This window comes from Polaribacter sp. Z014, from assembly GCF_023555435.1.
Classification (GTDB): Bacteria; Bacteroidota; Bacteroidia; order Flavobacteriales; family Flavobacteriaceae; genus Polaribacter.
Map to the genome: position 1 here is coordinate 199,256 of NZ_JALCZP010000001.1, position 23,970 is coordinate 223,225.

Below are 23,970 nucleotides of genomic sequence, written 5' to 3' on the forward strand. Positions count from 1 at the left end.
TTGGAAACAAAAGTAAAACAATTGTCTAAAATTTGTATCTTGCATCAGTACAAAAAATTAAAATTTTAACAAAAACATTTAAAAAAATGGGAATTTTTTCATTCATTAAAAATGCTGGAGCAAAAGTTTTCGGTATTGGAAAAACTACAGAGGAAGAAAATGCTGACAAATCTGGCCAATTAAGAAACGCTATTGCGGCTTTAGATTTAGAGGTTACAGACTTATCTATTGAAGTAGAAGATGATGCTGTAAAACTTTGGGGAGAAACTGCAGATTTAGCTACCAAAGAAAAAGTAGTTTTAGTAGTAGGTAACACCAATGGTGTTGCATCTGTAGAAGACAATTTAACTGTTGCAGAAGTAGAAGTTATTGAAGAGGCTGCAATGGCTCAATTTCACACTGTAGAAAGCGGAGATACTTTAGGTAAAATTGCAAAAACTTATTATGGTAACGCAATGAAATACCCTGTAATTTTTGAAGCTAACAAACCTATGTTATCGCATCCAGATAAAATTTATCCTGGTCAAGTTTTAAGAATACCACCTTTAGTGGATTAATTTCAAAATCAACCAACCAACTTTAAAAGAGTTTCAAAAAAATTTGAAACTCTTTTTTTGTGCTATAAATTAAAATTTATCCTCAACTTTGCTTGCTCATTTTAGAATTTTAATATTGAAAATAAATCAAAGAACATTAGCATTAATTGCTGTTTCTATAGCTACATTAATTTACGGACTTAATTATACGATTGCCAAAAAAGTAATGCCCATCTATGTAAAACCATTTGGTTTTATTTTAATAAGAGTTCTTGGAGCAACTACTATTTTCTGGATTCTTGGCTTGTTTATTACCTCACAAAAAATAGAAAAAGAAGATTATCTAAAAATACTTTTGGCTTCCTTTTTTGGAGTTGGTTTAAATATGCTTTCCTTTTTTAAAGGATTAAGCCTAACTACTCCTATTAGCGCTTCTGTAATGATGGTTACCTCTCCTATTTTGGTGCTAATTTTCTCTAGTATATTAATACGAAAAGCAATTGGTAAACAAAGAATTGTAGGAGTTATCATCGGTTTAATAGGTACCGTTTTACTAATTACGTATGGTAATTCATCAGACACAAATGCCACTAACAGCAATTGGGGTAATTTTTTAGTATTTGTAAATGCTGCTTCTTATGGACTATATTTAGTGATTTCTAAAAATTTAACTGCAAAATACCATCCAATAGTTCTGGTAAAATGGTTATACTTATTTGGACTAATTTTTACAATTCCTTTTGGTTACAACGAATTAACTGCTGTCAAATGGCAAGAAATGCCTACAAACATATATTGGAATATTGGCTATGTGGTTGTCTTTACCTCTTGCATCACCTATCTTTTCAACTTATATGGTTTATCAAAATTAAAACCAACAACTGTAAGTGTTTTTATTTATTTACAACCAGTAATTGCAACTATTTTTGCATTAATTGTGGGTAGCGACTCTTTAAACTTTGTAAAAATTAGTGCTACATTACTTATCTTTTCTGGCGTGTATTTAGTAACCAAGCAAGTAGAAAATTCTGCTAAATAAAAACTATATTTGCCTTTCAAATAAAATGTACCTTTTATGATTCAATCTATGACTGGTTATGGTAAGTCTGTATTACAATTACCTACAAAAAAAGTAACCATAGAAATTAAATCTTTAAACAGTAAAAATCTCGATTTAAACGTTCGTATTCCTTCTTACTACAAAGAAAAAGAATTGGCAGTTCGTAAAAAATTGGCTAGTGCTTTAGTTCGTGGTAAAGTAGATTTTTCAATTTTTGTAGAAATGACTGCAGATGAAACTTCTACTACTATTAATCACGGAGTTGTAAAAGAATACATGCAACAACTAAGAAATGTTGTACAAACTGGTACTTCTGATGATGTTGAGTTGTTAAAAATGGCCTTAAGAATGCCTGATGCTTTAAAAACAGAACGTGAAGAATTAGATGAAAACGAGTGGAATCTTATCAACGAAAGTGTAGATATTGCTATTAAAGATATTGTACAATATAGAATTGATGAAGCTGCTTCTTTAGAAATAGATTTTAAAGAAAGAATTGCCAATATCAAAAAATATTTAGAAGAAGTAAAAGCTTTTGATGGTGATAGAGTAGAAAACGTAAGAACACGTTTAAAAAAGGCTATAGACGATTTAAAAGTAGATACTGATGAAAATCGTTTTGAACAAGAATTGATTTATTATCTAGAAAAATTAGATATTAATGAAGAAAAAGTTCGTTTGGCTAATCATTTAGATTATTTCTTACAAACCATGGAGTCTGAAGATTCTAATGGTAAAAAATTAGGCTTTATAGTGCAAGAAATGGGTAGAGAAATAAACACTACTGGTTCTAAAGCTAATTTTGCCCCGATGCAAAAAGCAGTAATTCAAATGAAAAACGAATTAGAGCAAATTAAAGAGCAAATTTTAAACGTATTGTAAGGTTTTCTGCAAGGTTTTAAAAACCATGTAGCTCTCTACAATATTCTAACGATAAGATGCTGAAACAAGTTCAGCATGACAAAAACTAAAAATTTATGTCAGATTTTAAAGGAAAATTATTCGTCTTTTCGGCACCTTCTGGTTCAGGAAAAACAACTATTGTACGCCATTTATTAAAGCAAGAAAGATTTAATTTAGAATTTTCTATTTCTGCTACTTCTAGAGAACCTAGAGGTGAAGAAAAAGACGGAGAGGATTATTATTTCATCAACCTAAGAGAATTTAAGGATAAAATTAAGGCTGATGAATTTTTAGAATGGGAAGAAGTATACAGAGATAACTTTTACGGCACTTTAAAAAGTGAAGTTGAGCGCATTTGGGCGTTAAAAAAACATGTTATTTTTGATATTGATGTAGTTGGAGGCTTACGTATTAAAAAGAAATACCCAAACGAAACATTGTCTGTTTTTGTAAAACCACCAAGTGTAGATGAGTTAAAAATTCGTTTAAAAAAACGTTCTACAGAAAGTGAAGATAAAATAAACATGCGTATTGCAAAAGCTTCTGTAGAATTAGCAACCGCACCACAGTTTGATAAAATTATAAAGAATTACATTTTAGAAGATGCTTTACAAGAAGCAGAAGATTTAATGAGTGATTTTTTAGAGTTAAACTAAAGGCGAAAAGCATAGAAATGAAAATAGGTTTATATTTTGGTACATTTAACCCAATCCATATAGGGCATTTAATTATTGCCAATCACATGGTAGAATATGCAGATTTAGATGAAATTTGGATGGTTGTAACGCCACATAATCCCTTTAAGAAGAAAAGCTCTTTACTAGACAATCATCATCGTTTTGAAATGGCTTATAGAGCAACAGAAAATTACCCGAAGATTAAACCTTCTAATATTGAGTTTAAATTACCACAACCCAACTATACTGTTCATACATTAGCTCATATTTCTGAAAATTATCCAGATAAAGAATTCTGTTTAATTATGGGTGAAGACAATTTAAAAAGTCTGCATAAATGGAAAAATTATGAAACTATTTTGGAGCATCATCACATTTATGTATACCCAAGAATTGCTGAAGGAAAAGTAGAGCATCAATTTAAAAATCACCCTAAAATTCATAAAGTAGAAGCACCCATTGTACAGATTTCTTCTACTGCGATTAGAAACGGAATAAAAAATCAAAAAAACGTACAACCTCTCTTATCTAAAGAGGTTTGGGAATATGTTGATGAAATGAACTTTTATAGAAAATAATTAAATTATATTTATACCACTATTAGAGATACTAATTTCTATAAGGGTTTCGTTATATATTTATTAAAAATCAAATAATTTTTTGTGGGGAATAAGAATAAAAAGAAAGGAAAACTTAAACAAAAACTAACTGATAAATACCGGTTGGTGGTTTTAAATGAAGACACTTTTGAAGAGCGTTTTTCTTTAAAACTATCAAGATTAAATGTATTTGTTTTCGGTGGATTTTTCTCTATATTGTTAATTGCTGGTACTATTTTATTAATTGCTTTTACTCCCTTAAAAGAATATATTCCGGGTTACTCTTCTACTTCTTTAAAAAGAAAGGCTGCCAATTTAACTTTTGAAGCCGATTCTTTAAAAATTAAATTATCTGTTTTAGAAAACTATACAAAAGCATTAAAACCTGTTTTAACAGGTGAAATTGAACCTGAAAGCATCGATTCTATACAAAACGAAACAAGACATCGATTGATAGATGAAAGTGCGTTAAGTGCTACAAAAGAAGACTCTTTATTTAGAGAAAAAGTAGAAAGTGAGACTCGTTTTGCCATTGAACAAAATGCACAAAGCAATGTTAAAATTGTATTTTTTGCACCTTTAAACGGTACTATTTCTCAAGGTTTCGACGCTACCTCTAAGCATTTTGCCGTAGATATTACCGCAAAAACAGGCACACCAATTAAAGCAACTGCAGATGGTACTGTTATTTTTTCTGGTTGGACCACAGAAACAGGTTACGTTATTATTTTAAAACATGCTAAAGATTATATTTCTGTATACAAACACAATGGAAATTTACTAAAAAAACAAGGAGATTTTGTAAAATCTGGCGAAGTAATTGCCAGCGTAGGTTCTACGGGAGAATTAACCACAGGACCACATTTACATTTTGAACTCTGGAGCGGTGGTTATGCCGTAAACCCAACAAATTTTATAGATTTTAAATAATGAGTATCAAATCACTTTTTGCAATTCCATTTGCTAAAATTGCAACTAAGAAAGTTTATAAATGGGCAAATAACCCTCATAAAACGCAAGAAAAAGTTTTTAAAAACTTAATTGCTGTAGGAAGTAAAACTGCTTTTGGAAAAGATCATAATTTTTCTTCTATATCTAATTATGGTGATTTTAAAAAAGAAGTTAAGGTAACTGACTACGAAGGATTAAGACCTTATGTAGATAGAATTGTAGCTGGTGAATCTGATGTTCTTTGGACCGGAAAACCTCTTTATTTTGCAAAAACTTCTGGTACAACTTCTGGCGCAAAATTTATTCCGATTACCAAAGATTCTATGCCTACGCATATTAAAGCAGCTAGAAATGCACTGTTATTTTATATTAAAGAAAAAAATGACGCGAGTTTTGTTGATGGAAAAATGATTTTTTTGCAAGGAAGCCCTATTTTAAGTGATAAAAATGGTGTAAAACTAGGCAGATTAAGTGGAATTGTAGCGCATTATGTACCTCAATACTTATTAAAAAACAGGTTACCAAGTTGGGAAACCAACTGCATAGAAGATTGGGATACCAAAGTAAATGCCATTGTAGAAGAAACCATTAATGAAGACATGTCTGTAATTAGCGGAATTCCTTCTTGGGTGCAAATGTATTTCGAAAAACTAATTGAAAAAACAGGTAAATCGGTTTCAGAATTGTTTCCAAATTTTAATTTCTTTATTTACGGAGGCGTAAATTTTGAACCATATAAAAACAAATTTGAAAGTTTAATTGGTAAAAAAATAGATTATATAGAATTATATCCTGCATCGGAAGGGTTTATTGCGTATCAAGATTCTCAAACAGAAAAGGGAATGTTATTGCAATTAGATTCTGGTATTTTCTATGAGTTTATTCCTGCGGATGAATTTTTTAATGATAACCCAACAAGAATTTCTTTAAAAGAGGTAAAAATAGGCGTTAATTATGCCATCATTTTAAACACTACAGCAGGTCTTTGGGGCTATAATATTGGTGATACCGTAGAGTTTACATCAACAAAACCTTATAGAATTAAAGTTACCGGAAGAATAAAACATTTTATATCCGCCTTTGGCGAACACGTTATTGGTAAAGAAGTAGAAAAAGCATTAAACGACTCTATTACAGGTACAAATATAAATATTAGCGAATTTACTGTAGCTCCACAAGTGAGTCCGGAAAGTGGTTTGCCGTATCATGAGTGGTTTATAGAGTTTGAAAATGAGCCAGAAAATTTAGAGGCTTTTGCTGCTAAGATTGATGCATCTATGCAAGCTCAAAATATTTATTATATAGACTTAATTGAAGGAAAAGTTTTACGTCCTTTAATTATTAGAAAAGTTAAAAAAGGTGGTTTTCATGAATATATGAAATCTATTGGTAAATTTGGAGGACAGAATAAGATTCCGCAATTATCTGATAATAGAAAAATTGCTGATGTTTTAAATAATTTTTTAATTAAAGAGTAACAAAATACACACAAAATGGGAGGAAATTTTTTATTTTTAGGATTGGCCATAGCTTTGGTTATTGTTTATTTTTACAACAAATTTAGAAACAGAAGATAATTATAATGATTTATCCTTTCGAATAACGAATGAGAAGAACTCTTACATTAATTAGATTTCTAAATCGTTCCTTATTTCGAAATGACAAACTAATAGAAAATACAGATGAGTACAATTAGAATTACAAAACAATTCAGTTTTGAAACAGGCCATGCTTTATATGGTTATGATGGAAAATGTAAAAACGTTCACGGACATTCTTACAAACTTTCTGTAACTGTTTCTGGAAAACCAATTAAAGACAATACTAATGTAAAATATGGTATGGTGATTGACTTTGGTGATTTAAAAAAGATTGTAAATGAAGAGGTTGTAGATATTTTTGACCACGCAACGGTTTTTAATAAAAACACACCTCATATTGAGTTAGCAAAAGAATTACAGGCAAGAGATCATCATGTTATTTTAGTTGATTATCAGCCAACAAGTGAAATGATGGTGATAGATTTTGCTGCAAAGATTAAAAATAGATTACCAAAAAACATCAAATTATATTCTATAAAACTACAAGAAACAGATTCTAGCTTTGCAGAATGGTATGCTAGTGAAAATTAACATTCTATACTTAAAAAAGTGCTATTTTTTAATAGTACCATTTTAATTTATGGCTTATATTTGCCCAAAAATCAAAATATTATGAAATTATTAAAATCTATTTTAGTATTATTTATCGCAATCTCTATTACAAGCTGTAGTAGTGACGATGACAATTCTCTTGAGTTAACATCTGAAAATTTAGCAGGTACATTTAAAATTACATCGTATAAATCTGTAGAAACAGAAACTGCAAAAAATACTGCGGGGACAGTTATTGGTAGTAGTACAACAACAAAAAACAGAAGTTCTTCTACTATCGTTGTAACATTAAACTCAAATAACACATATAGTATAGAGGGTATCCTTGTTTTGGACTCTAAAACGGGTAATGATAAAAACGACGATGAAATTAACGATTTAAATGATACTAAAGGAACTTATGCTTTTTCAAACGTAGAACCTAAAACATTTACCCTAACGGAATCAGAAGGTAAAAAACTTATCATTGGTAATTTTGAAATTAAGTCTTTTAACGTAAACAGCTTAGTATTAAAACAAGAAACTAATACTAATGCAGGAAATATTGAGATCAAAACTATTACAGACATTACTTTAGAAAGAAATTAAAAAAGTAAGTAAACTTTAATAAAAAAGGTATCTATTTCTAGATACCTTTTTTATTAAAGTTTATTTTTACACTAACCTTATTTTAGAATTTTAATACAATAATAATTAAAACCATAAGAACCTGAAATAAATTCAGGTTGACAAGGAGCTACTTTTAAGAATTACTTACCGTTAAACGTATTCATCGTATTATTTAGGCCAGCGGTACCAAAAGAAGTAATTACTTTAGCTGATATTGGCAAACGTTCTATTAACTCACTAGTTTCTTCTTTATTCCACTCGCCAAGTACATAATCTACTTGCCTACCTCTACTATAATTACCACCAACACCAAATCTAAAACGAGCGTATTGCTGCGAATTCAACTTTTCTTGAATATCTTTAAGTCCATTATGTCCGCCAGCAGAACCTTTTGCTTTTACACGGATAACACCAAAATCTATATTTACATCATCTGTAACCACTAAAATATTTTCTACGGATATATTTTCTTTATCCATCCAATACTTTACTGCTTTACCACTTAAATTCATAAATGTACTTGGCTTTAGCAAAACAAAAGTTCTTCCTTTAAAACGAAACGTAGCTACATCTCCAAGCTTTTCAGTCTCAAAAGTTACGTTGTGCTCTTCTGCAACTTCATCAACAATTTTAAACCCAATATTATGACGCGTATTTACATACTTTTCACCAATATTACCTAAACCAATAATTAAAAATTTCTTCATCAACTCTTCTTTATATTCAACTTTTATACCAACTATTTTAGAAAAAAAGTTTTTGAATTTCATTCTTCAAAAATAAGAAGAATTATACAAATTTAGATTGCAAAATATAATTATAAGCCTCAAAATAAATTCAATGATAATAAATTTAGAGCATAAAAAAAGCGTTACAGAATTGTAACGCTTTTTGAAATTTATGTTTTGAATAAAATTTATTCTGCTGCAGCTTCTGTTGCTTCTGCTCCTTCTTCTTCTTCTTCTCCTTCTTCTACACTTGCATTTCTAGAAGTTCTAACCTGAACAACAACTGTATTGTCTGGGTGCATAAACGTATACCCATCTGTTGCCAATGAAGTTACTACTAATTTACTTCCAATTTTTAATTTAGAAATATCTGCAGTTACAAAATCTGGTAAGTTAGCAGGTAATGCTTTTACTCTTAATTTACGGTTTGTAAAACGTAAAGAACCACCATTTAATACTCCTGGAGAAGTACCAGTTAATTGTACAGGAATTTTCATTGTAATTTCTTTATCATCAAATAATTGATAAAAATCTACATGAATAATTTTGTCTGTTACTGGGTGAAACTGAATGTCTTGTAAAATTGCTGGAATTTTTTGACCATCAATATCTAAACTTGCTGTATACACATTTGGAGTGAATACCAACTTTTTAAACGCTTTTTCTTCTGCTGAAAAATGTATTGGGTTTTCTCCTCCGTATATAACGCAAGGAACCATACCAGCATTACGTAAGGCCTTAGTTGCTACTTTACCTACGCTTTCTCTTTTTGATCCTTTAATTGAAATTGATTTCATTACTTTTTTTCTATTATTTATTTACATTAAAAATTTTCCACTAATTGAAGTATTGTCTTGCACTTTATGCATAACATCCGCAAATAATGGCGCGCAAGATACCACTTTTATTTTAGAAGTAGCCTTTTTCAAAGGAATTGTGTCTGAAACAATTAACTCTGTTAATCCTGAGTTTTCTATTTTCTCATAAGCGTCTCCAGAAAGTATTGGATGCGTACAAATTGCTCTCACACTTAAAGCACCTCTTTCCATCATTAAATTTGCAGCGTGTGCTAATGTTCCTCCAGTATCAATCATGTCATCTACCAAAATCACATTCTTTCCTTTTACATCACCAATTAACTCCATGTGTCCTATTACATTTGCTTTTTTACGCTGTTTATAACAAATAACAACATCTGAATGTAAATGTTTAGAATAAGCATACGCTCTTTTAGAACCACCCATATCTGGAGATGCAATTGTTAAATTGTCTAATTTTAAGCTTTCTATATAAGGCATAAAAATTGTTGACGCAAACAGATGATCTACTGGTTTTTCAAAGAAACCTTGAATTTGATCTGCATGTAAATCCATCGTCATAATTCTAGTTGCTCCGGCAGATTCTAAAAGTTTTGCTACTAATTTTGCACCAATAGCAACTCTAGGCTGATCTTTTCTGTCTTGTCTTGCCCAACCAAAATAAGGCATAACAGCTGTAATATGTCTTGCTGATGCTCTTTTTGCAGCATCACACATCAACAACATCTCCATTAAATTGTCTGCATTCGGAAATGTAGAGCCTATAATAAAAACGCGTCTTCCACGAACAGATTCTTCAAAAGCTGGCTGAAATTCTCCGTCACTAAAGTAGGTTGTTTTCACTTTTCCTAAGGTAGTATTGTATTCTTTTGCAATTTTCTCTGCTAAAACTGAGCTTTGTCTGCAGGTAAATAGCTTTGGTGCTAACTGATTTGTAGGCATTTAGTTGTTTTTTTTGTTGTGTTGTTGTAAGAGAACAAAAGTAGAATTTATTTATTGACTTTGAAATATATTTATTGACTTTAAAATAAAATAATTTTATACATTTGCAGTCCTCTTTAATTTGTGTTTCTAAATGAAGAGGCTACTATCAAAAAAAAGGTGATTGTTTTTCAAAAACCTCATAAATGCTCAAGTGGCGGAATTGGTAGACGCGCTGGATTCAAAATCCAGTTTTTTCGGAAGTGCGGGTTCGATTCCCGCCTTGAGTACCATTTAAAAGAGTTATTACGTTAATATAAAACGTTTTAGCTCTTTTTTTTTGTAAAATTCCGAAAATAGCCCGAAAACATCTTTTAAATATTAATAGAAGTTACAAAAAATAAAAACTAATATTTATGAGTACCATCAACAGACCTATCAACCTTTATACAATTTCACATAAAAACCTGAGATAATAAACTAACACTACAGAAAAGATATCTAAGTGATAATACACAACGGGGTATCTTACTTTTTTACAACTGATATATTTTTTTCATTAAACCCCACTATTCTCCTTTTTCACTCAACAGAAGTCCTTGTTGATATTTCTACTAAATCCAAAATAACGCACTGTAACACCTATTCTTGTTTAAAAACGAATAGTAAATAAATAAACTTTCTTAAAATTACCAAAACGAATCACACTGAAATTGTTTCAGCATGTTATGCCTTAGTAATACAAATAAATATCAAAATGAAAAATTAAATTCAAGGTATCTATCATCTATTTATATGAAATCTATAATTTTCATTAAATCTAAAGGATGCTGTAATACCTGTGCAGCGCCAGCATTAACAAGACTTTCCTTATCTCTAAATCCCCAAGAAACACCTACGGGAAGCATATTTGCATTTTTGGCCACTAAAATATCTACATCTGTATCACCAATAAAAATGGTTTCTTCGGGCTTTACACCGATCTCCTCACAGACTTCCAAAGCTACTTTGGGATTTGGTTTTTTATCAACCTCAACTTTCAATCCCAAAACCGGACTCAAGAATTCTGGTAATAAAAAGGCCGCTATTTTTTTAGTCAATGTATCTTCTTTATTAGAAAGCACACTTACTTTAATATTTTTAGCATTTAATTTTTCTAATAATTCTAATATGCCTTCGTAAGGTTTTGTTTTAACTGTGCAAACCTCACTATATACCTGCATCATATCTTTAAGACACACTTCTACTTCTTCATTTTTAGGATTCTCTTTTGGAAGCGCACTCACTACTAAACTCCTAACCCCACTACCCACAAAAGTTTTGTAAGTTTCATAATTGTATGTAGGATAGTTGCGTTTTTTAAGAACAATATTCATCGCATCCGCAATATCCTTTATAGAATTTACGAGTGTACCATCTAAATCGAAAATAACAGCTTTATACTTCATTTTTTTTTGATAAAATTACTAATAATCTCATGATTCTCGGACGAAAACGCACTAAATTTCTCTATATTTTTCAAATAATATATCATCATTAGAGTTCGTTAAAAAGATGTAAAAACCGTTTCTCTTAATGACCAAAACAAGATTTTACCAACAGGCAGAAAATGACAAACTAGGTGTTAATAACACACCAATTGTCACTTCGAGTTTAGGAGAAGTCGCATAAAAGTAAAAACACAACAATTTACAATCTTTATGTGATTTCTTCCTGCGGTAGAAAAGAAAAACTGTGTGTTAAAAATATTTTTAGTAGACTAGTATTGACTTTACTCAAAATAAAAATCCCTCTTTTAGAGGGATTAAAAACATTAGAAGTTATAATTCTTAACACTAAAAGGAACTATAATACTAATAATTTACTTTACTATTTTTTATTTTCCACTTAAAAACTTAGGTTTAATTACTAACATTGCCCAAGCCCAATTTTGATTATTTGCCGCAGCCGCTTCTGTAACTCCTTTTAACTCGTACATACCATCACTTGCAAACATTTGAGAATAACCAAGTACTAAAGAATAGCCTTTAAATTTCTTGCTATAAACTAAATCTATTTCTGTTCCTAAATTTTTTTCTCCACTTGCTAATTCTTGTTCTCCTCTAAAGTTTAATGCTTTTACCATTAAACTAGAAGAATTATCTATGGTAAAGTTGGCACTTACATGTACATCTACCAAACCAACAGAGTTTGCGTGGTTACCCACATAAAAATAGTCCATAAAACCATTAAACTTATGGTTTGTTCCATATAAAGGAAAGAATGCTCCGGTTTCTCCTGCAGCTCCATCATTACCACTTATAACCTCTAAACCGGCTCCTAAACCTACTTTCGGTGCTACTTTATAACTTGCATCTAAACCTACTAAATAAGCACCTTTTACATCAACATCTCCCTGACGTTTTCCTGTTTGTAAAAATGCATTTGCAGACAACCCAAAACTTCCGTCTTTATACTCTAAATGCGTTCCTAAAGTTTGTAAATTACTAACTCCATCTGCTTCATTTGTTGTAGCATCAAATTCTTGAAAACCGTTGTTTAATATTAATAAACTACCAGATAATTTTTCCCATTTTTGCTTCATATATAACATTTGCATTGTTTTATATGAGAAATAACCTGTTGTATTATACGCAGTTCCTGCGGATTGAAAACCTGTTGGATTTGAATAATCTTGGTTAAATGCTAGTGCAAAGTCTAACATAAAATTGTTCTTTTTATACTTAATTAAAGCAGCATCATGATTTCTACCTTGTTGTGCCCAATCTAAGCCTCCTAAAATTCTTTGATCATCGTAAGATAAAACCTGACGACCAACTCTTGTAGATGTATTTTCTCCTAATTTAATTTCTGCCCAAGCCTGAAAAATAGCAAATGAGTTGTTTTGATCATAAGGTAAAATTTGTCTATTTTCTCCCCAAACCATTACGTCTTGTAAACTAACATATACCCAATAATTATCGGTCATGTAGCTTGTGTTTAACCGTACTCTTGTAGAAATTCCAAACCCTGCATCTGCTGCATCCGGAATTAAACTTCCAAATCCGTTTCTGTATTCTGTACGTGGTCTAAACTCTCCGTCTAAAGTAAGTTGTGCGTTTACAAATTGGAAACTCACTAACAATAACGCTAAAACTATGTATTGTTTTTTCATTTTTAATTCTATTTTAAGTTCTAATTTAATTTTTATTTGAGCACGCAATATAAAAAGACAAAAATATCTTTTTTATGATAAAACTCATATTATCCTGTTGAAAAACATCTTTATTTTAAACTTTTGTATGTTGTATAAATTGATGTTATTTAACGAGTACTATTTTCTGGAAACTACTTTTAGAAGCCTCACAAAGAGGACATTCATAACTTTCTGACAGGTCGTTAAAAAACGTCTTTGGAGGAATATCTTGAGTAATATCTCCTAAAGATTCATCATAAATGGTTAAACAATCTGTACATTGATATACTTCTAATTCAACTGCTTCTTTCTTAGATGCAACCTCTTTTTCATCTTCTTTTTCGCTACCTAATTGATCAAAATACAACTGACTTAATTCCATTAACAAACCTGGTAACTCTACCTTATCCACATCTTGTACGTGCATAATATATTGCCTAGTATTTGGATCGAAATTTTTAGCATATAACAGGTTATACGTATCTCTTGTCTGAAAATTACCAATCATTTCTGGTTGCTTATTTTTTTCAACTACGATGGATGTAAAATAATAAGCCGCTTTGCTATAATCTGTAATTCCGAAGGTTAAACCATAGGTACTAATATCATTCTGATCGAAGTTAGAAACCAAGTATTTCTTTAAATTTAAGGCATCTTTATTTGCTACCGGAATGTGCCAATTTAACTCTAACATAGAATGGCGAACATTGATTCCTCGCTTGCCTAAAAACTTCTCCCAAACCAGTTTAGATTCTTTCGGAATCCCTTTAACCACAAAAGATTTCCAAGGTGTAATAGAAATTTTTCCTATCTTATTTTCAGAGCACAATTCGCACATTTCTTTTAAGAAAGAAATATCATATTTATTATTTCTCCAATACAAGCCCAACCAATATTTATCCATACCAATTTTGTTCATTCCTTCAAAATAAGGAAAAGGATAAAAAGGCACTTCTAAAGGTTTATCAACCGTTCTATTATTGGTATCTATGGCATCACTTACCAAGTCAAAAATCATTTCTATGGTTTCTGGTTCTTCCTGAAGGATGTTTTCTATAGCAGTTTCAATTTTATCTAAATCCCAACTGTAAATTAAAGCAGGATACATTTGTGTCTTTTTCCATTCTGGAAGCCTTACATACAAATACCAATAATCTTCATGTTCTGAAGCTATAAAATTTATATTCCCTGTAAAAAGCGGAACCAAACGTTGTTTTGGATCTGTTAAATTTATTTTTAATTTTGATTTTGAACGAAACTGTTCTAATAAATACAAGTACCGATCTCCCGTTAACCAAGAAGTGCTCGGAAAAATATCTGCACAAACATAAGACGATACAATATTTTCTACACCAGTTTCATCGGCTTCAATTAATTTTAATTTATCAAATTGAGATAATTCATCTTGATTTATTTTTTTGGGTAATAAAATATCTTGTCTAGAACCAAAAGAAATCGTTTTTTCTCCTAAACTTTCTACAGATTCGCAAATATATTTTAGCTCTCCTGGAGATAAAACACCACCTCTAACTATTAATCTATTTAATTGCTTGCTCATACCGTTACTTTTGCATTATTCAAAATATCTCTTACTTCTGTTTTACAGCTTCCACAACCTAAACCGGCTCCGGTTTTGTTACATAATTCTGTAAAATCTGTACAACCACTTGCAATGGCTTCTTCTATATTACCAGCACCAACCTGACTGCAAGAACAAACTAATTCACCCAACATAGGCGTATCGTTAGAAGCACCTCTTAACAAAGTGTCTCGCTTGTCAGACATTTCTATCTTACTTTCTATTAAAGTTTTAAACTCTGCAAATTCGTTTTTATCACCAACTAAAACTGCTCCAATTAATAAATCGTCTTTTACAATACACTTCTTATAATATCCTTTAGAAATATCTGTGAAAATAATTTCCTCGTAACTCGGATCATTTTCGGGTACTTTAATTTCACCAATACTACACAAGTTTAAATCGCTGAATTTTAAAATATTCATCAACACAGAACCTTTGTAAGCTTCACTAATATCTCCCGCAATAAAGTTCGCTAAAATTCCTGCTTGCTCTTCTGCTGCAGAGGTAATTCCGAATAATTTATTTTCGAATTCGGCTATTTCTCCGATGGCAAAAATATCTGGATGAGAAGATTGTAAATGCTGATTTACTTTTACACCTCGTCCGCAAAGTATTCCGTTATTTTTAGCAATTTCTATATTTGGTCTGGTACCAATAGCATACACAATTGCATTTGCGTTTATATATTTTCCAGATTTTAGGTTGATCGTTAACTCACCTGTATCTTCATCATCAAAAACAGTACTTACTTCATTATCAAAATAAATTTGAATACCTCTTTCTTGTACATTTAGAGATAATAATTTACTAGAAATTTTATCTAACTGACGTTCCATTAATCGAGATGCACGTTGAATGATTGTAATTTTTACATTCTTGTGTTTCATGGCAGCAGCCAGCTCTAATCCTAATAAACCACCACCAACAATTACAACATGTTGTTCTTCTGGCGGCAAACCAGTATTATCTAAATATTTTTTAAAGCTATCTGCATCACTTTTATTACGCATGGTAAAACGACCTGGTAAATCTATTTGTACATCCTTCGGAATAAAAGGTCTACTTCCGGTTGCTAAAATTAATTTATCAAACGAATGTGTTTCTCCGTTAGAATCTGTAACTACTTTGGTTTCTTTATCAATCTTAGAAATAATTGTTTCTGGGTGAATTTTGATATTTAATTTACCTAACTCCGTATTTTTAATCTTTAATAATTGCTCCCAAGAAAGCTCTTCTATAATATATTCTGGTAATAAAACACGGTTGTAAAACAGGTTCTTTTCCATAGAGAAAACATGAATTTCATCAACCTCATTATAATCTCTATAATTTTGTAAAAAACGAAAAGCGGCAGCACCTGCACCTGCAATAATAATTTTGTCTTTCGGTTTTTTATATTTTGAAACACTTACAGATGTAAACTTAAAATCGGGTTCTTTAGAAACCGGATCTACATGTGTATTTGTTAAATTATTAGCTCTATTTAAATTACTTTTTAGCACTTTACCCCAATGCATTGGCAAGAAAACAACTCCTACCTTAATATCTTCTGTAATTTTTGCACGAACTCTCACAACTCCGTTTGCACTTTTTATTTCGGTAATATCTCCTTCTTTAATTTTGTTTAAAAAAGCATCTACAGGGTTAATTTCTAAAACAGGTTTTGGGTAATGTGTTTTTAATCTTGCTACTTTCCCTGTCTTTGTCATGGTGTGCCACTGATCTCTAATACGACCCGTGGTTAAAATTAAAGGAAATTCATCGTTTGTTTTTACCGATGTATTTTCTATGGTAGATGGAACATTAAAAATTGCTTTCTGAGAAGGTGTATAAAACTTCTTATCTTCAAAAAGACGCGGTGTTCCTTTACTTCTATATTCATTTACAGGCCACTGAAAAGTACCTTCGTTTTTTAATCGATCATAATTTAAAAAAGAAACATCAATATTTGTTCCTTTAGTCATTGACGCATATTCGTCGTAAATTTCTTCTGCTCCATTAAAATCAAAACCTCTAAAGCCCATTCTTTGTGCAAAATCACAGAAAATTTCTACATCTGGTCTTGCTTCTCCTGGAGCTTCTATTTCTTTTGGTAAATAAGAAATTCTACGTTCAGAATTTGTCATGGTACCTTCTTTCTCTAACCAAGCTGCAGCTGGTAAAACCAAGTCTGCAAAAGCTAAAGTATCTGCTTTGTGAGAAATCTCTTGCACCACCACAAATTTAGATTTTGCCATGGCTTTTTCTATCTGATGAGAGTTTGGCATACTCACCAACGGATTTGTACTTGCAATCCAAACAGCTTTTACTTTTCCGCTTTCTAAAGCATCAAATAATTCTGTTGCTGTTAAGCCTGGTTTTGCAGATATTTTATCTACTCCCCAAAACTGAGCAACTTCTCTTCTGTGTTCTTCGTTTCCTAAATCTTTATGAACTGCTAATAAGTTTGCCATTCCGCCAACTTCTCGTCCGCCCATTGCGTTTGGTTGCCCTGTTAACGAAAATGGACCAGCACCTGGTTTACCAACTTGCCCCGTTATTAAAGATAAGTTTATAAGTGAGGTGTTTTTGTCTGTACCAATTACACTCTGGTTTAAACCCATTGCCCACATGCTGATAAATCCTTTTGCAAGACCAATCATTTCTGCGGCTTTTTGAATTTCTTTTGCCGGAACTCCACAAATTTTGGAAGCTTGTTTTAAAGATGTTCCAAAGATTACTTCTTTATAACCATCAAAACCTTGCGTATGTTTTTTGATAAAATCTTCGTCAATTAAACCACTTTTATACAAACACCTACCAATGGCATTGTGCAAAACAACATCGGTTCCTGGTGTTAATTGCAAATGTAAATCTGCAAATTTTGCTGAATCTGTTTTACGTGGATCAATTACTATAACTTTTACCTTCGGATTTTCTTCTTTGTGTTTTTCTATTCGTCTAAATAAAATTGGATGACACCAAGCAGGATTTGCACCTGTTATTAAAAAACAATCTGCTAATTCTATATCATCGTACGAAATTGGCACACTATCTTCTCCGAATGTTTTCTTGTAACCAACCACCGCAGAACTCATACATAAACGTGAGTTGGTATCTATATTATTGGTTCCTAAAAACCCTTTTGTTAGCTTATTTGCTATGTAATATTCTTCGGTTAAACTTTGTCCTGATACATAAAATGCTACTGAATCTGGACCATGTTTTTTTATGATGGATTTAAAAACGTTCGCAGCTCTATCTAAAGCCGTATCCCAAGATACACGCTCACGCGGATGCGAACGAGACCATCGCATTTCTGGATATAAAATTCTGTCTGAAGTATCATTGGCAACGTAATGAAGATTCATCCCTTTAGAACACAACATTCCTTTGTTTACAGGATGATCCTTATCACCTTCAACAAAAACCTTGTTATTGATGTCTTTTTTTACGATAATTCCACAACCCACTCCACAATAAGAACACGTTGTTTTAATTTCATTTTTAATCATGTAGACCAATATTTTATACTAAATACGACATTATAATTATACCTACCAAAATTCCATTTTATTATTCTGAATACACTAAAAAAAGTATCTAAAAAGGAAATTTATTATCAATCTGAATTTATTTCAAATTCTTTTGAATTTCAACAAATTGTCATACTAAAACAAGTTCAGTATGACAATATTTAATCCTTTTTATTATCCTTTAACATTTATAGGAACTAAAACTGGATTTACACCTTCTGGAATTTGCTCTTCTTCCTCTTCCGTAGAAAATCTTATTGTTAATGCCACAATACCTGTAACTACAACGACAAAACCAATTAGTAAATATCCGCTAGAAACAGCACTTGAAGAAGCGGCAGATTGTGCTGCTTTCACAACCTCTGCACTTAAACCTTCACTAGATAAAATTGCTGATTTTTCTGCCAATGCAGATTTCGATTTTAATAACATTGCTGCTAAAAAAGCTCCTACGTTTCCTCCTGCTCCCACAATACCGGATACAGAACCTATTGCTTTTTTATTGATAAATGGCACTACAGAAAATGTTGCTCCTTCTGCCATTTGAACACTTAAACTAAATAAAATCAATAAAACAACTCCTAAAACTAAACTTGTAGCTCCAGAGAAAAATATCAACATTACTCCTTGTAATGTTAAAATGAAAGATAAGAATAAAACACGACCTCTTAAGCCTTTTAACTTTCCAAATTTATCACCAAAGAAACCACCTAAAGTTCTTGCAAAAATATTCATCAATGCAAATGACAATACAATGTTACCAGCTGTAACTCTTTGTAATTGAAAAGTATTTTGCAAATAATCATCCATGGTACCATATACCGTTAATTCAATTCCGAAACTTGCTGCATAGACAACAAAAAGAATCCAAACCCTATAATCTTTTAATACTTCTAAAAAACCAACTTGGTCTTTTTTAGTAACCACCATTTCTCCAGCTTCTTTTAACTCGCTAAAATTTCCTTTTGGCGTATCTGTTGTAAAGAAGTAATATACAATTCCCATTGCAAAACAAACAATACCAGCAATTACCATAGAATATCTCCAAGCCTCACCATCTGCAACACCAAAAGCAACAACTGCTGCTGCTATTAATGGCATCCCTAATCTATTGGCTCCACCACCTAAATTTCCCCAACCTGCAGAAGTTGCATTTGCAGTACCTACAATATTAGGCGCAAACATTAAAGAAGTGTGTACTTGTGTAATTACAAAGGATGCACCAATAAAACCAATAAATAGTCTACAAACTAAAAATTGAGTGGGTGTTTGTACCAACCCACATAAAATTACAGGAATTGCACCTAACATTAACAACCAAGTATAACATATTCTTGGTCCGTATTTGTCACATAATTTACCAATTAGTAAACGGGCAAAAACAGTACCTGAAACGGCTAAAATAATTGAGTTCCATTTTTGGTCTGGTGTTAATCCTAAATCTTTTACAACATCTGGCATAAAAGGGACAATACCAAACCATGCAAAAAAGCATAAAAAGAATGATATTGAGGTAATCCAGAATGTACGAGTTGCTACATTTTTAAAATCGAATAGACTTAATTTTGTTGACTTTTCTTGAGCTAAATTTATCATAATACATATTTTTAGATACACAAAACTAAGTATAAATACTTAATTAACTATCTAAAAAATACGTATTATTTAAAATTTACTAGATTAATAATTACGTAGTATCGAATTTATGAATTTGATAAAATTGGGGTTAAAAAATGAAAGGAGTGTAAAGTTGTTAAATAGAAATTTACTGACAAAAGAGTTATTTCACTGACATTCAAAGAGAAATGAAGACACACACAGAGCTTTTCCCTTTGCGCCCTTGGCGATAATACTTTGCGAACTTTGCGGTTAGTTCTAAATCAACTGGTATTCTTTTGCTTTATTGGTTAATTCTTGAAGGTTCTTAGCTTCTAGTTTCTTCATTAAGTTAAAACGATGCACTTCTGCAGTACGTTTGCTAATCGAAAGCTCATCAGCAATATCTTTATTATTCTTTAACTCTAAAACTAAAGTCAATATTTGTCTTTCTCTCTTTGTCAATTTAAAAGGAAGCTCTTTTATTGCTGTTTTTTGTTCTTCTTTTCTGGCTGTATTTCCGTTTACAAAGTTGTTCATGATAATTGTAGAAACATCACCGGTAAAATACTTATCTCCTGCAGCTACATTATTTACTGCCTTTAAAAATTCTTCTTTACTCGCCCCTTTTAATAAATAGCCATCTGCTCCTGCTTGAATCGATTTTACTACGTATTCTTCAGAATCGTGCATAGAAAGCACCAATGTTTTCACATCAATCTTGTTTTTAGTAATTTCTGCAACTACTTCAATTCCGTTCATTTCCGGCATACGAATATCTACAATAAGAACGTGTGGTTTGTTTTTAGCAATAACTTCTAGCGCTTCTTTTCCATTAGAAGCTTCATCAATCACAGTAATTCCTGTTTGATCTTCTAAAAGTGCTTTTATTCCGTCTCGTACCAAAACATGGTCGTCTGCTAAAACTACATTTATCATACTTGTAACTATTTTTATACTTACAAAAATAAGGTTTTTAAGTAAAACTACGTATTTATCTGGCCTGGAGTTTTTAACATTGAGGTTGTCTTTTCGACGTTTTGGGAGAAATCACATAAGGTTACTCCCGTTTGCGTTATCACGGTTATGCGACTTCTCATTACATTCGAAGTGACAAGTAGAGTGATTATTTTGAACTCAGTTTATCTTTTCGCCCCCAAGCCACGCTAGTGCTCGTTTGTAACGAATACCGTAACTACTTTGTACCATCAATCTTTGGTGGCTCTCGTTACAAACGAGCGCTAACAATTAGTGATTAATCTTCTAAATAGGAATATTCAATGTAACTCTAGTTCCTTTTCCCAACTCAGAATTTAAAAACAATCTGCCTTCAATATATTTAATACGTTCTTTCATAAAAGTCATTCCCATACCACCATCTCCGTTTTTAACTTTTTTTACCTTAGCAGGTTCAAAACCCTTTCCATCATCGTCAATATTGATACTTAAAATATTTTGGCTGTGAGAAAGTGATACTAAAATATGTGAAGAATCTGCATATTTAATAGCATTATTAATGGCTTCTTGTACAATTCTATAAATATTAATTTCTATTAAGGAATCTAAACGCTCATTAAAATCTGTTTTATTAAAAAATATGATTTCCTTTCCCGTTAATCTACCTAACTCATGAGTTAACTTGGTAATTGCTGGCACAATTCCGTGATCTGATAATTCTGGTGGCGTTAAATTAAAAGTAGCGGTTCTAACACCTTTTATAATATTGGTGGTTAACTCTTTTAGGTGCTCAATTTTCAATGTAGTTTTCTCAATATCATTCATATTGATACTTTCTAGATTGTACTTCAACCCAGTAAGCATTTGCCCAATTCCGTCATGCACATCTTTAGCAATTCTATTTTGCTCTTTTTCTTGATTTTCAATAATCTTACTAGAGATTATTTTTTGCTGACTCATTTTCTCTTCAAAACTTTCTTCTGTAAGTCTTTCAACTTCAATTTGAGCTGCTTTTCTATCTGTAATTTCGGAGGCAATAATTAACAATTCAGATCTATCTTCTGTTGGTCTATAAGGCACTAAAGACATTTCTAACCAAACAGCTACAGCTCCTTTTATGGTTGCTTTTACTTCTCCTTGCCAACCTGTTTTTTTATATTTATTAATCAAATTTTCAATTAATAATTGTTCGTTTTCATTATCAGATAAAACCTTCCAAATCAATGTTTCTTGATTCGTTTTTGATAATTTAAACAAACGAGAAAACTTATTTCCCATATGAATTAAACTTCCACTTGGAGAAATTCTTGCAAACAACAACGTTTCATCCATTGCATGACTTAGAGCACGTAATTCTTTTATTGATTTTTCTTTAGAAAGACTTAACTCATCGGCATCAAAAGCCATTTTTTTAGCTCTTTTTTCTGCTGATAATAATTCTGAGAGTGTTGCTTTTACCGATTTTGCTGTTGGCCAAAAGATGAATAAAAATTCGCCTAAAAGAATTATTAATGTAAAAGACATTAAAAGAAATTCTAATTTTTTTAACCAATCTATTTTTTTATCAGCCTCTACATTATACTGATTTACAATTTCATCCATCATCAATAAAAAAGAACCTTCATTATGGGTTACTTTTTCAATTTCTGATGATAATTCATCAATAGAAATAGTAGGGTTTTCTAACTTTTTTAAAATAGATTTTGATGCTTTCTGAATAGTCTCAAAAACAGGGTTAATTGCTATAAACTTGCTTTTAATTTTATCGCTATTCTGTTCAGGAAGCCCTAAACTGTCATTCCCCTTTTGAAGCGAATAATGAGATAACTGCCATAAATAAAGGGTTTCTAAGATATTCTTTTTAAGTCGGAGTCTATTTTTTTTATCAGAATAATCAGAAAGGGAAACAATTTCTTTAGTTAATTTCTGACTCAGCATTCTTTGTCTACCAGCAACATTAATTACGGTAGAATCACTTTTTTGAGTCTCTAAATGATTACGAACAAAAATCTGACTTATAATAACCGAAAGTGCAATAGTACTTAATGCAATAATATATAAACGGCTTAATTTATCAAACGTTCTTTGGTCTAATGAATTGCCGTTTTTAGTCATTTTAAATTACATTTTGTTTATGAGATAGCTTGTTTTACCAAAGCCAAGCTTTTTTCTGAAAATGGAATTTTTAAGGCAACTGCATGTCCATTGTCAGACATTTTTACCCACGTTTTCTTTAAAATATCAATAATTTTTTCGTCGGTATGTTTTGCTGCAAATTCATCAAAATAATAATCTAGAAAAACCAGACAAATAACGTCTTCTAAAGTTTGAGATTCTTCGTTTTTCTTTATGAGTTTTTTTAAGATAATTTTTTCTACTCTGTCTACAAATTGTTTATCAAAACCAACTTTTTCCAAAATTTCTCCAGTAGTACTTGCGTGCATCTTTTTTAGTTCTTCACGCCATTTTAAATACCCAACTCTATCCATAGGATATTCTTTTCTACCAATTTTCCAACGACAAATATGATGACCTCTTACAGAAATTTGAAGTGCCTTTGATGCATTTGGATCAAACTGAAGCAACTTTCTCGTCATCCTTTGCGAGTACAATAACTCTTTAGGATACTCTAATCCAGAAACTTGATAGGTGTTTGGATCTTCAGCGTTTTTTTTATCTATTAATGCAATGGCAGTTTCAAATCTTGTTGGCTTCATCTTGTGTGTTTATTCTGAGAAGCCAATATACACATTTTCTGCTTCAATCTTAATTGGGTAGACCGCAATAGGTGCTAAATCTGCATTTAAATTTTCGCCCGTTTCTAATGAAAATGTTTTTTTATGCAACGGACATGCAATTTTAGGAATCCCTTTATGATCGCCCAACATACCTCTAGACAATACGTTTTCTTGTTTTTCTGGTGATAAATTTTGGCAAGCATACCATTTATCTAATCTCGAAAAATTGAAAACTGCAATTTGTAAATCTTTATACTTTACACAGGCACCACCATCTTTTGGAAATGCACTAATAGGAGCTGCTTTAAACCAAACTTTTACATCTGCTTCTTTTACTGTTTTGTATTTTAAAAGTAATGTATCCATAATTATATTTGTTATTTCTGTTCAACTAAGTGGTCTTATTGAAAATAATTGAGATTTAAAATGTTATTTTAAAACGTTCTGTCAAT

At 31.3% G+C, this 23,970-nt stretch carries 21 protein-coding genes and 1 tRNA gene; 10 read left to right on the forward strand and 12 right to left on the reverse strand.

All coding sequences use genetic code 11. The annotated features are described in order from the left end of the window. Nucleotides 1–86: 86 nt before the first annotated feature. From lysM to MPF19_RS00960, 9 genes are all read left to right on the forward strand, one after another. Nucleotides 87–557: a peptidoglycan-binding protein LysM gene (gene lysM, locus MPF19_RS00920; RefSeq protein ID WP_203393382.1), complete on the forward strand. Its 471-nt coding sequence runs from the start codon at nucleotides 87–89 to the stop codon at nucleotides 555–557. 121 nt (nucleotides 558–678) lie between these two features. Then, nucleotides 679–1,575 (forward strand): DMT family transporter, encoded by an 897-nt coding sequence (locus tag MPF19_RS00925; RefSeq protein WP_249986799.1) that lies wholly within the window; start codon nucleotides 679–681, stop codon nucleotides 1,573–1,575. 36 nt (nucleotides 1,576–1,611) lie between these two features. Next, the gene (locus MPF19_RS00930) at nucleotides 1,612–2,478 is read left to right on the forward strand and encodes a YicC/YloC family endoribonuclease (protein WP_249986411.1); all 867 of its coding nucleotides are present in this window, start codon (nucleotides 1,612–1,614) and stop codon (nucleotides 2,476–2,478) included. Nucleotides 2,479–2,573: 95 nt separating this feature from the next. Beyond that, nucleotides 2,574–3,155 carry a guanylate kinase gene (gene gmk / locus MPF19_RS00935; RefSeq protein WP_203393383.1) on the forward strand — a complete coding sequence of 194 codons (582 nt, stop codon included), beginning with the start codon at nucleotides 2,574–2,576 and terminating at the stop codon, nucleotides 3,153–3,155. A 17-nt stretch (nucleotides 3,156–3,172) separates the two neighbouring features. Next, nucleotides 3,173–3,754: a nicotinate (nicotinamide) nucleotide adenylyltransferase gene (nadD, locus tag MPF19_RS00940; RefSeq protein ID WP_249986412.1), complete on the forward strand. Its 582-nt coding sequence runs from the start codon at nucleotides 3,173–3,175 to the stop codon at nucleotides 3,752–3,754. An 84-nt stretch (nucleotides 3,755–3,838) separates the two neighbouring features. Then, a complete protein-coding gene (locus MPF19_RS00945; RefSeq protein WP_249986413.1) occupies nucleotides 3,839–4,705 on the forward strand; it encodes a M23 family metallopeptidase in 867 nt (288 codons plus the stop codon). Next, the gene (locus MPF19_RS00950; protein WP_249986414.1) at nucleotides 4,705–6,204 is read left to right on the forward strand and encodes a GH3 auxin-responsive promoter family protein; all 1,500 of its coding nucleotides are present in this window, start codon (nucleotides 4,705–4,707) and stop codon (nucleotides 6,202–6,204) included. The genes MPF19_RS00945 and MPF19_RS00950 overlap by 1 nt, the downstream gene beginning before the upstream one ends. Nucleotides 6,205–6,408: 204 nt before the next feature. Further along, nucleotides 6,409–6,858, forward strand: coding sequence for a 6-pyruvoyl trahydropterin synthase family protein (locus tag MPF19_RS00955; RefSeq protein ID WP_249986415.1), 450 nt, complete (start codon nucleotides 6,409–6,411; stop codon nucleotides 6,856–6,858). Between the two features lie 81 nt (nucleotides 6,859–6,939). Next, nucleotides 6,940–7,467, forward strand: coding sequence for a hypothetical protein (locus MPF19_RS00960; RefSeq protein ID WP_249986416.1), 528 nt, complete (start codon nucleotides 6,940–6,942; stop codon nucleotides 7,465–7,467). 161 nt (nucleotides 7,468–7,628) lie between these two features. On the opposite strand, the gene pth is transcribed toward MPF19_RS00960, so the two are convergent. From pth to MPF19_RS00975, 3 genes are all read right to left on the reverse strand, one after another. Next, nucleotides 7,629–8,258, reverse strand: coding sequence for an aminoacyl-tRNA hydrolase (gene pth / locus MPF19_RS00965; RefSeq protein WP_249986417.1), 630 nt, complete (start codon nucleotides 8,256–8,258; stop codon nucleotides 7,629–7,631). Nucleotides 8,259–8,404: 146 nt separating this feature from the next. Then, nucleotides 8,405–9,013, reverse strand: coding sequence for a 50S ribosomal protein L25/general stress protein Ctc (locus MPF19_RS00970; protein WP_249986418.1), 609 nt, complete (start codon nucleotides 9,011–9,013; stop codon nucleotides 8,405–8,407). A gap of 21 nt (nucleotides 9,014–9,034) precedes the next feature. After that, nucleotides 9,035–9,976, reverse strand: coding sequence for a ribose-phosphate pyrophosphokinase (locus tag MPF19_RS00975; protein WP_203393391.1), 942 nt, complete (start codon nucleotides 9,974–9,976; stop codon nucleotides 9,035–9,037). A gap of 187 nt (nucleotides 9,977–10,163) precedes the next feature. Between MPF19_RS00975 and MPF19_RS00980 the strand changes: the two genes are divergently transcribed. Continuing rightward, nucleotides 10,164–10,248 (forward strand) — tRNA-Leu (locus MPF19_RS00980). 498 nt (nucleotides 10,249–10,746) lie between these two features. Here the strand turns inward: MPF19_RS00980 and MPF19_RS00985 are convergent. The 9 genes from MPF19_RS00985 to nirD form a co-directional block, all read right to left on the reverse strand. After that, nucleotides 10,747–11,403: an HAD family hydrolase gene (locus tag MPF19_RS00985; RefSeq protein ID WP_249986419.1), complete on the reverse strand. Its 657-nt coding sequence runs from the start codon at nucleotides 11,401–11,403 to the stop codon at nucleotides 10,747–10,749. A 428-nt stretch (nucleotides 11,404–11,831) separates the two neighbouring features. After that, the gene (locus MPF19_RS00990; RefSeq protein WP_203393434.1) at nucleotides 11,832–13,109 is read right to left on the reverse strand and encodes an alginate export family protein; all 1,278 of its coding nucleotides are present in this window, start codon (nucleotides 13,107–13,109) and stop codon (nucleotides 11,832–11,834) included. Between the two features lie 145 nt (nucleotides 13,110–13,254). Further along, complete coding sequence (locus MPF19_RS00995; RefSeq protein WP_203393435.1) at nucleotides 13,255–14,688, reverse strand: rubredoxin; 1,434 nt, start codon at nucleotides 14,686–14,688, stop codon at nucleotides 13,255–13,257. After that, nucleotides 14,685–18,206 carry a nitrate reductase gene (locus tag MPF19_RS01000; RefSeq protein WP_249986420.1) on the reverse strand — a complete coding sequence of 1,174 codons (3,522 nt, stop codon included), beginning with the start codon at nucleotides 18,204–18,206 and terminating at the stop codon, nucleotides 14,685–14,687. Before MPF19_RS01000 ends, MPF19_RS00995 begins: the two co-directional genes overlap by 4 nt. A gap of 195 nt (nucleotides 18,207–18,401) precedes the next feature. Then, complete coding sequence (locus MPF19_RS01005) at nucleotides 18,402–19,823, reverse strand: MFS transporter (RefSeq protein ID WP_203393437.1); 1,422 nt, start codon at nucleotides 19,821–19,823, stop codon at nucleotides 18,402–18,404. Between the two features lie 279 nt (nucleotides 19,824–20,102). Continuing rightward, the gene (locus MPF19_RS01010; protein ID WP_203393438.1) at nucleotides 20,103–20,762 is read right to left on the reverse strand and encodes a response regulator transcription factor; all 660 of its coding nucleotides are present in this window, start codon (nucleotides 20,760–20,762) and stop codon (nucleotides 20,103–20,105) included. Between the two features lie 324 nt (nucleotides 20,763–21,086). Then, nucleotides 21,087–22,895 carry an ATP-binding protein gene (locus MPF19_RS01015; RefSeq protein WP_249986421.1) on the reverse strand — a complete coding sequence of 603 codons (1,809 nt, stop codon included), beginning with the start codon at nucleotides 22,893–22,895 and terminating at the stop codon, nucleotides 21,087–21,089. 17 nt (nucleotides 22,896–22,912) lie between these two features. Further along, nucleotides 22,913–23,497, reverse strand: a complete 585-nt coding sequence (locus MPF19_RS01020; protein ID WP_249986422.1) for a DUF4202 domain-containing protein — start codon at nucleotides 23,495–23,497, stop codon at nucleotides 22,913–22,915. 9 nt (nucleotides 23,498–23,506) lie between these two features. Next, nucleotides 23,507–23,884, reverse strand: coding sequence for a nitrite reductase small subunit NirD (gene nirD, locus MPF19_RS01025; RefSeq protein WP_218759508.1), 378 nt, complete (start codon nucleotides 23,882–23,884; stop codon nucleotides 23,507–23,509). Between the last annotated feature and the right edge of the window lie 86 nt (nucleotides 23,885–23,970).

Coding starts and splice junctions, on each gene's coding strand:
- lysM (WP_203393382.1), top strand. CDS start 87: ATGGGAATTTTTTCATTCATTAAAAATGCTGGAGCAAAAGTTTTCGGT.
- MPF19_RS00930 (WP_249986411.1), top strand. CDS start 1,612: ATGATTCAATCTATGACTGGTTATGGTAAGTCTGTATTACAATTACCT.
- gmk (WP_203393383.1), top strand. CDS start 2,574: ATGTCAGATTTTAAAGGAAAATTATTCGTCTTTTCGGCACCTTCTGGT.
- nadD (WP_249986412.1), top strand. CDS start 3,173: ATGAAAATAGGTTTATATTTTGGTACATTTAACCCAATCCATATAGGG.
- MPF19_RS00950 (WP_249986414.1), top strand. CDS start 4,705: ATGAGTATCAAATCACTTTTTGCAATTCCATTTGCTAAAATTGCAACT.
- MPF19_RS00955 (WP_249986415.1), top strand. CDS start 6,409: ATGAGTACAATTAGAATTACAAAACAATTCAGTTTTGAAACAGGCCAT.
- MPF19_RS00960 (WP_249986416.1), top strand. CDS start 6,940: ATGAAATTATTAAAATCTATTTTAGTATTATTTATCGCAATCTCTATT.
- pth (WP_249986417.1), bottom strand. CDS start 8,258: ATGAAATTCAAAAACTTTTTTTCTAAAATAGTTGGTATAAAAGTTGAA.
- MPF19_RS00970 (WP_249986418.1), bottom strand. CDS start 9,013: ATGAAATCAATTTCAATTAAAGGATCAAAAAGAGAAAGCGTAGGTAAA.
- MPF19_RS00975 (WP_203393391.1), bottom strand. CDS start 9,976: ATGCCTACAAATCAGTTAGCACCAAAGCTATTTACCTGCAGACAAAGC.
- MPF19_RS00985 (WP_249986419.1), bottom strand. CDS start 11,403: ATGAAGTATAAAGCTGTTATTTTCGATTTAGATGGTACACTCGTAAAT.
- MPF19_RS00990 (WP_203393434.1), bottom strand. CDS start 13,109: ATGAAAAAACAATACATAGTTTTAGCGTTATTGTTAGTGAGTTTCCAA.
- MPF19_RS00995 (WP_203393435.1), bottom strand. CDS start 14,688: ATGAGCAAGCAATTAAATAGATTAATAGTTAGAGGTGGTGTTTTATCT.
- MPF19_RS01000 (WP_249986420.1), bottom strand. CDS start 18,206: ATGATTAAAAATGAAATTAAAACAACGTGTTCTTATTGTGGAGTGGGT.
- MPF19_RS01005 (WP_203393437.1), bottom strand. CDS start 19,823: ATGATAAATTTAGCTCAAGAAAAGTCAACAAAATTAAGTCTATTCGAT.
- MPF19_RS01010 (WP_203393438.1), bottom strand. CDS start 20,762: ATGATAAATGTAGTTTTAGCAGACGACCATGTTTTGGTACGAGACGGA.
- MPF19_RS01015 (WP_249986421.1), bottom strand. CDS start 22,895: ATGACTAAAAACGGCAATTCATTAGACCAAAGAACGTTTGATAAATTA.
- MPF19_RS01020 (WP_249986422.1), bottom strand. CDS start 23,497: ATGAAGCCAACAAGATTTGAAACTGCCATTGCATTAATAGATAAAAAA.
- nirD (WP_218759508.1), bottom strand. CDS start 23,884: ATGGATACATTACTTTTAAAATACAAAACAGTAAAAGAAGCAGATGTA.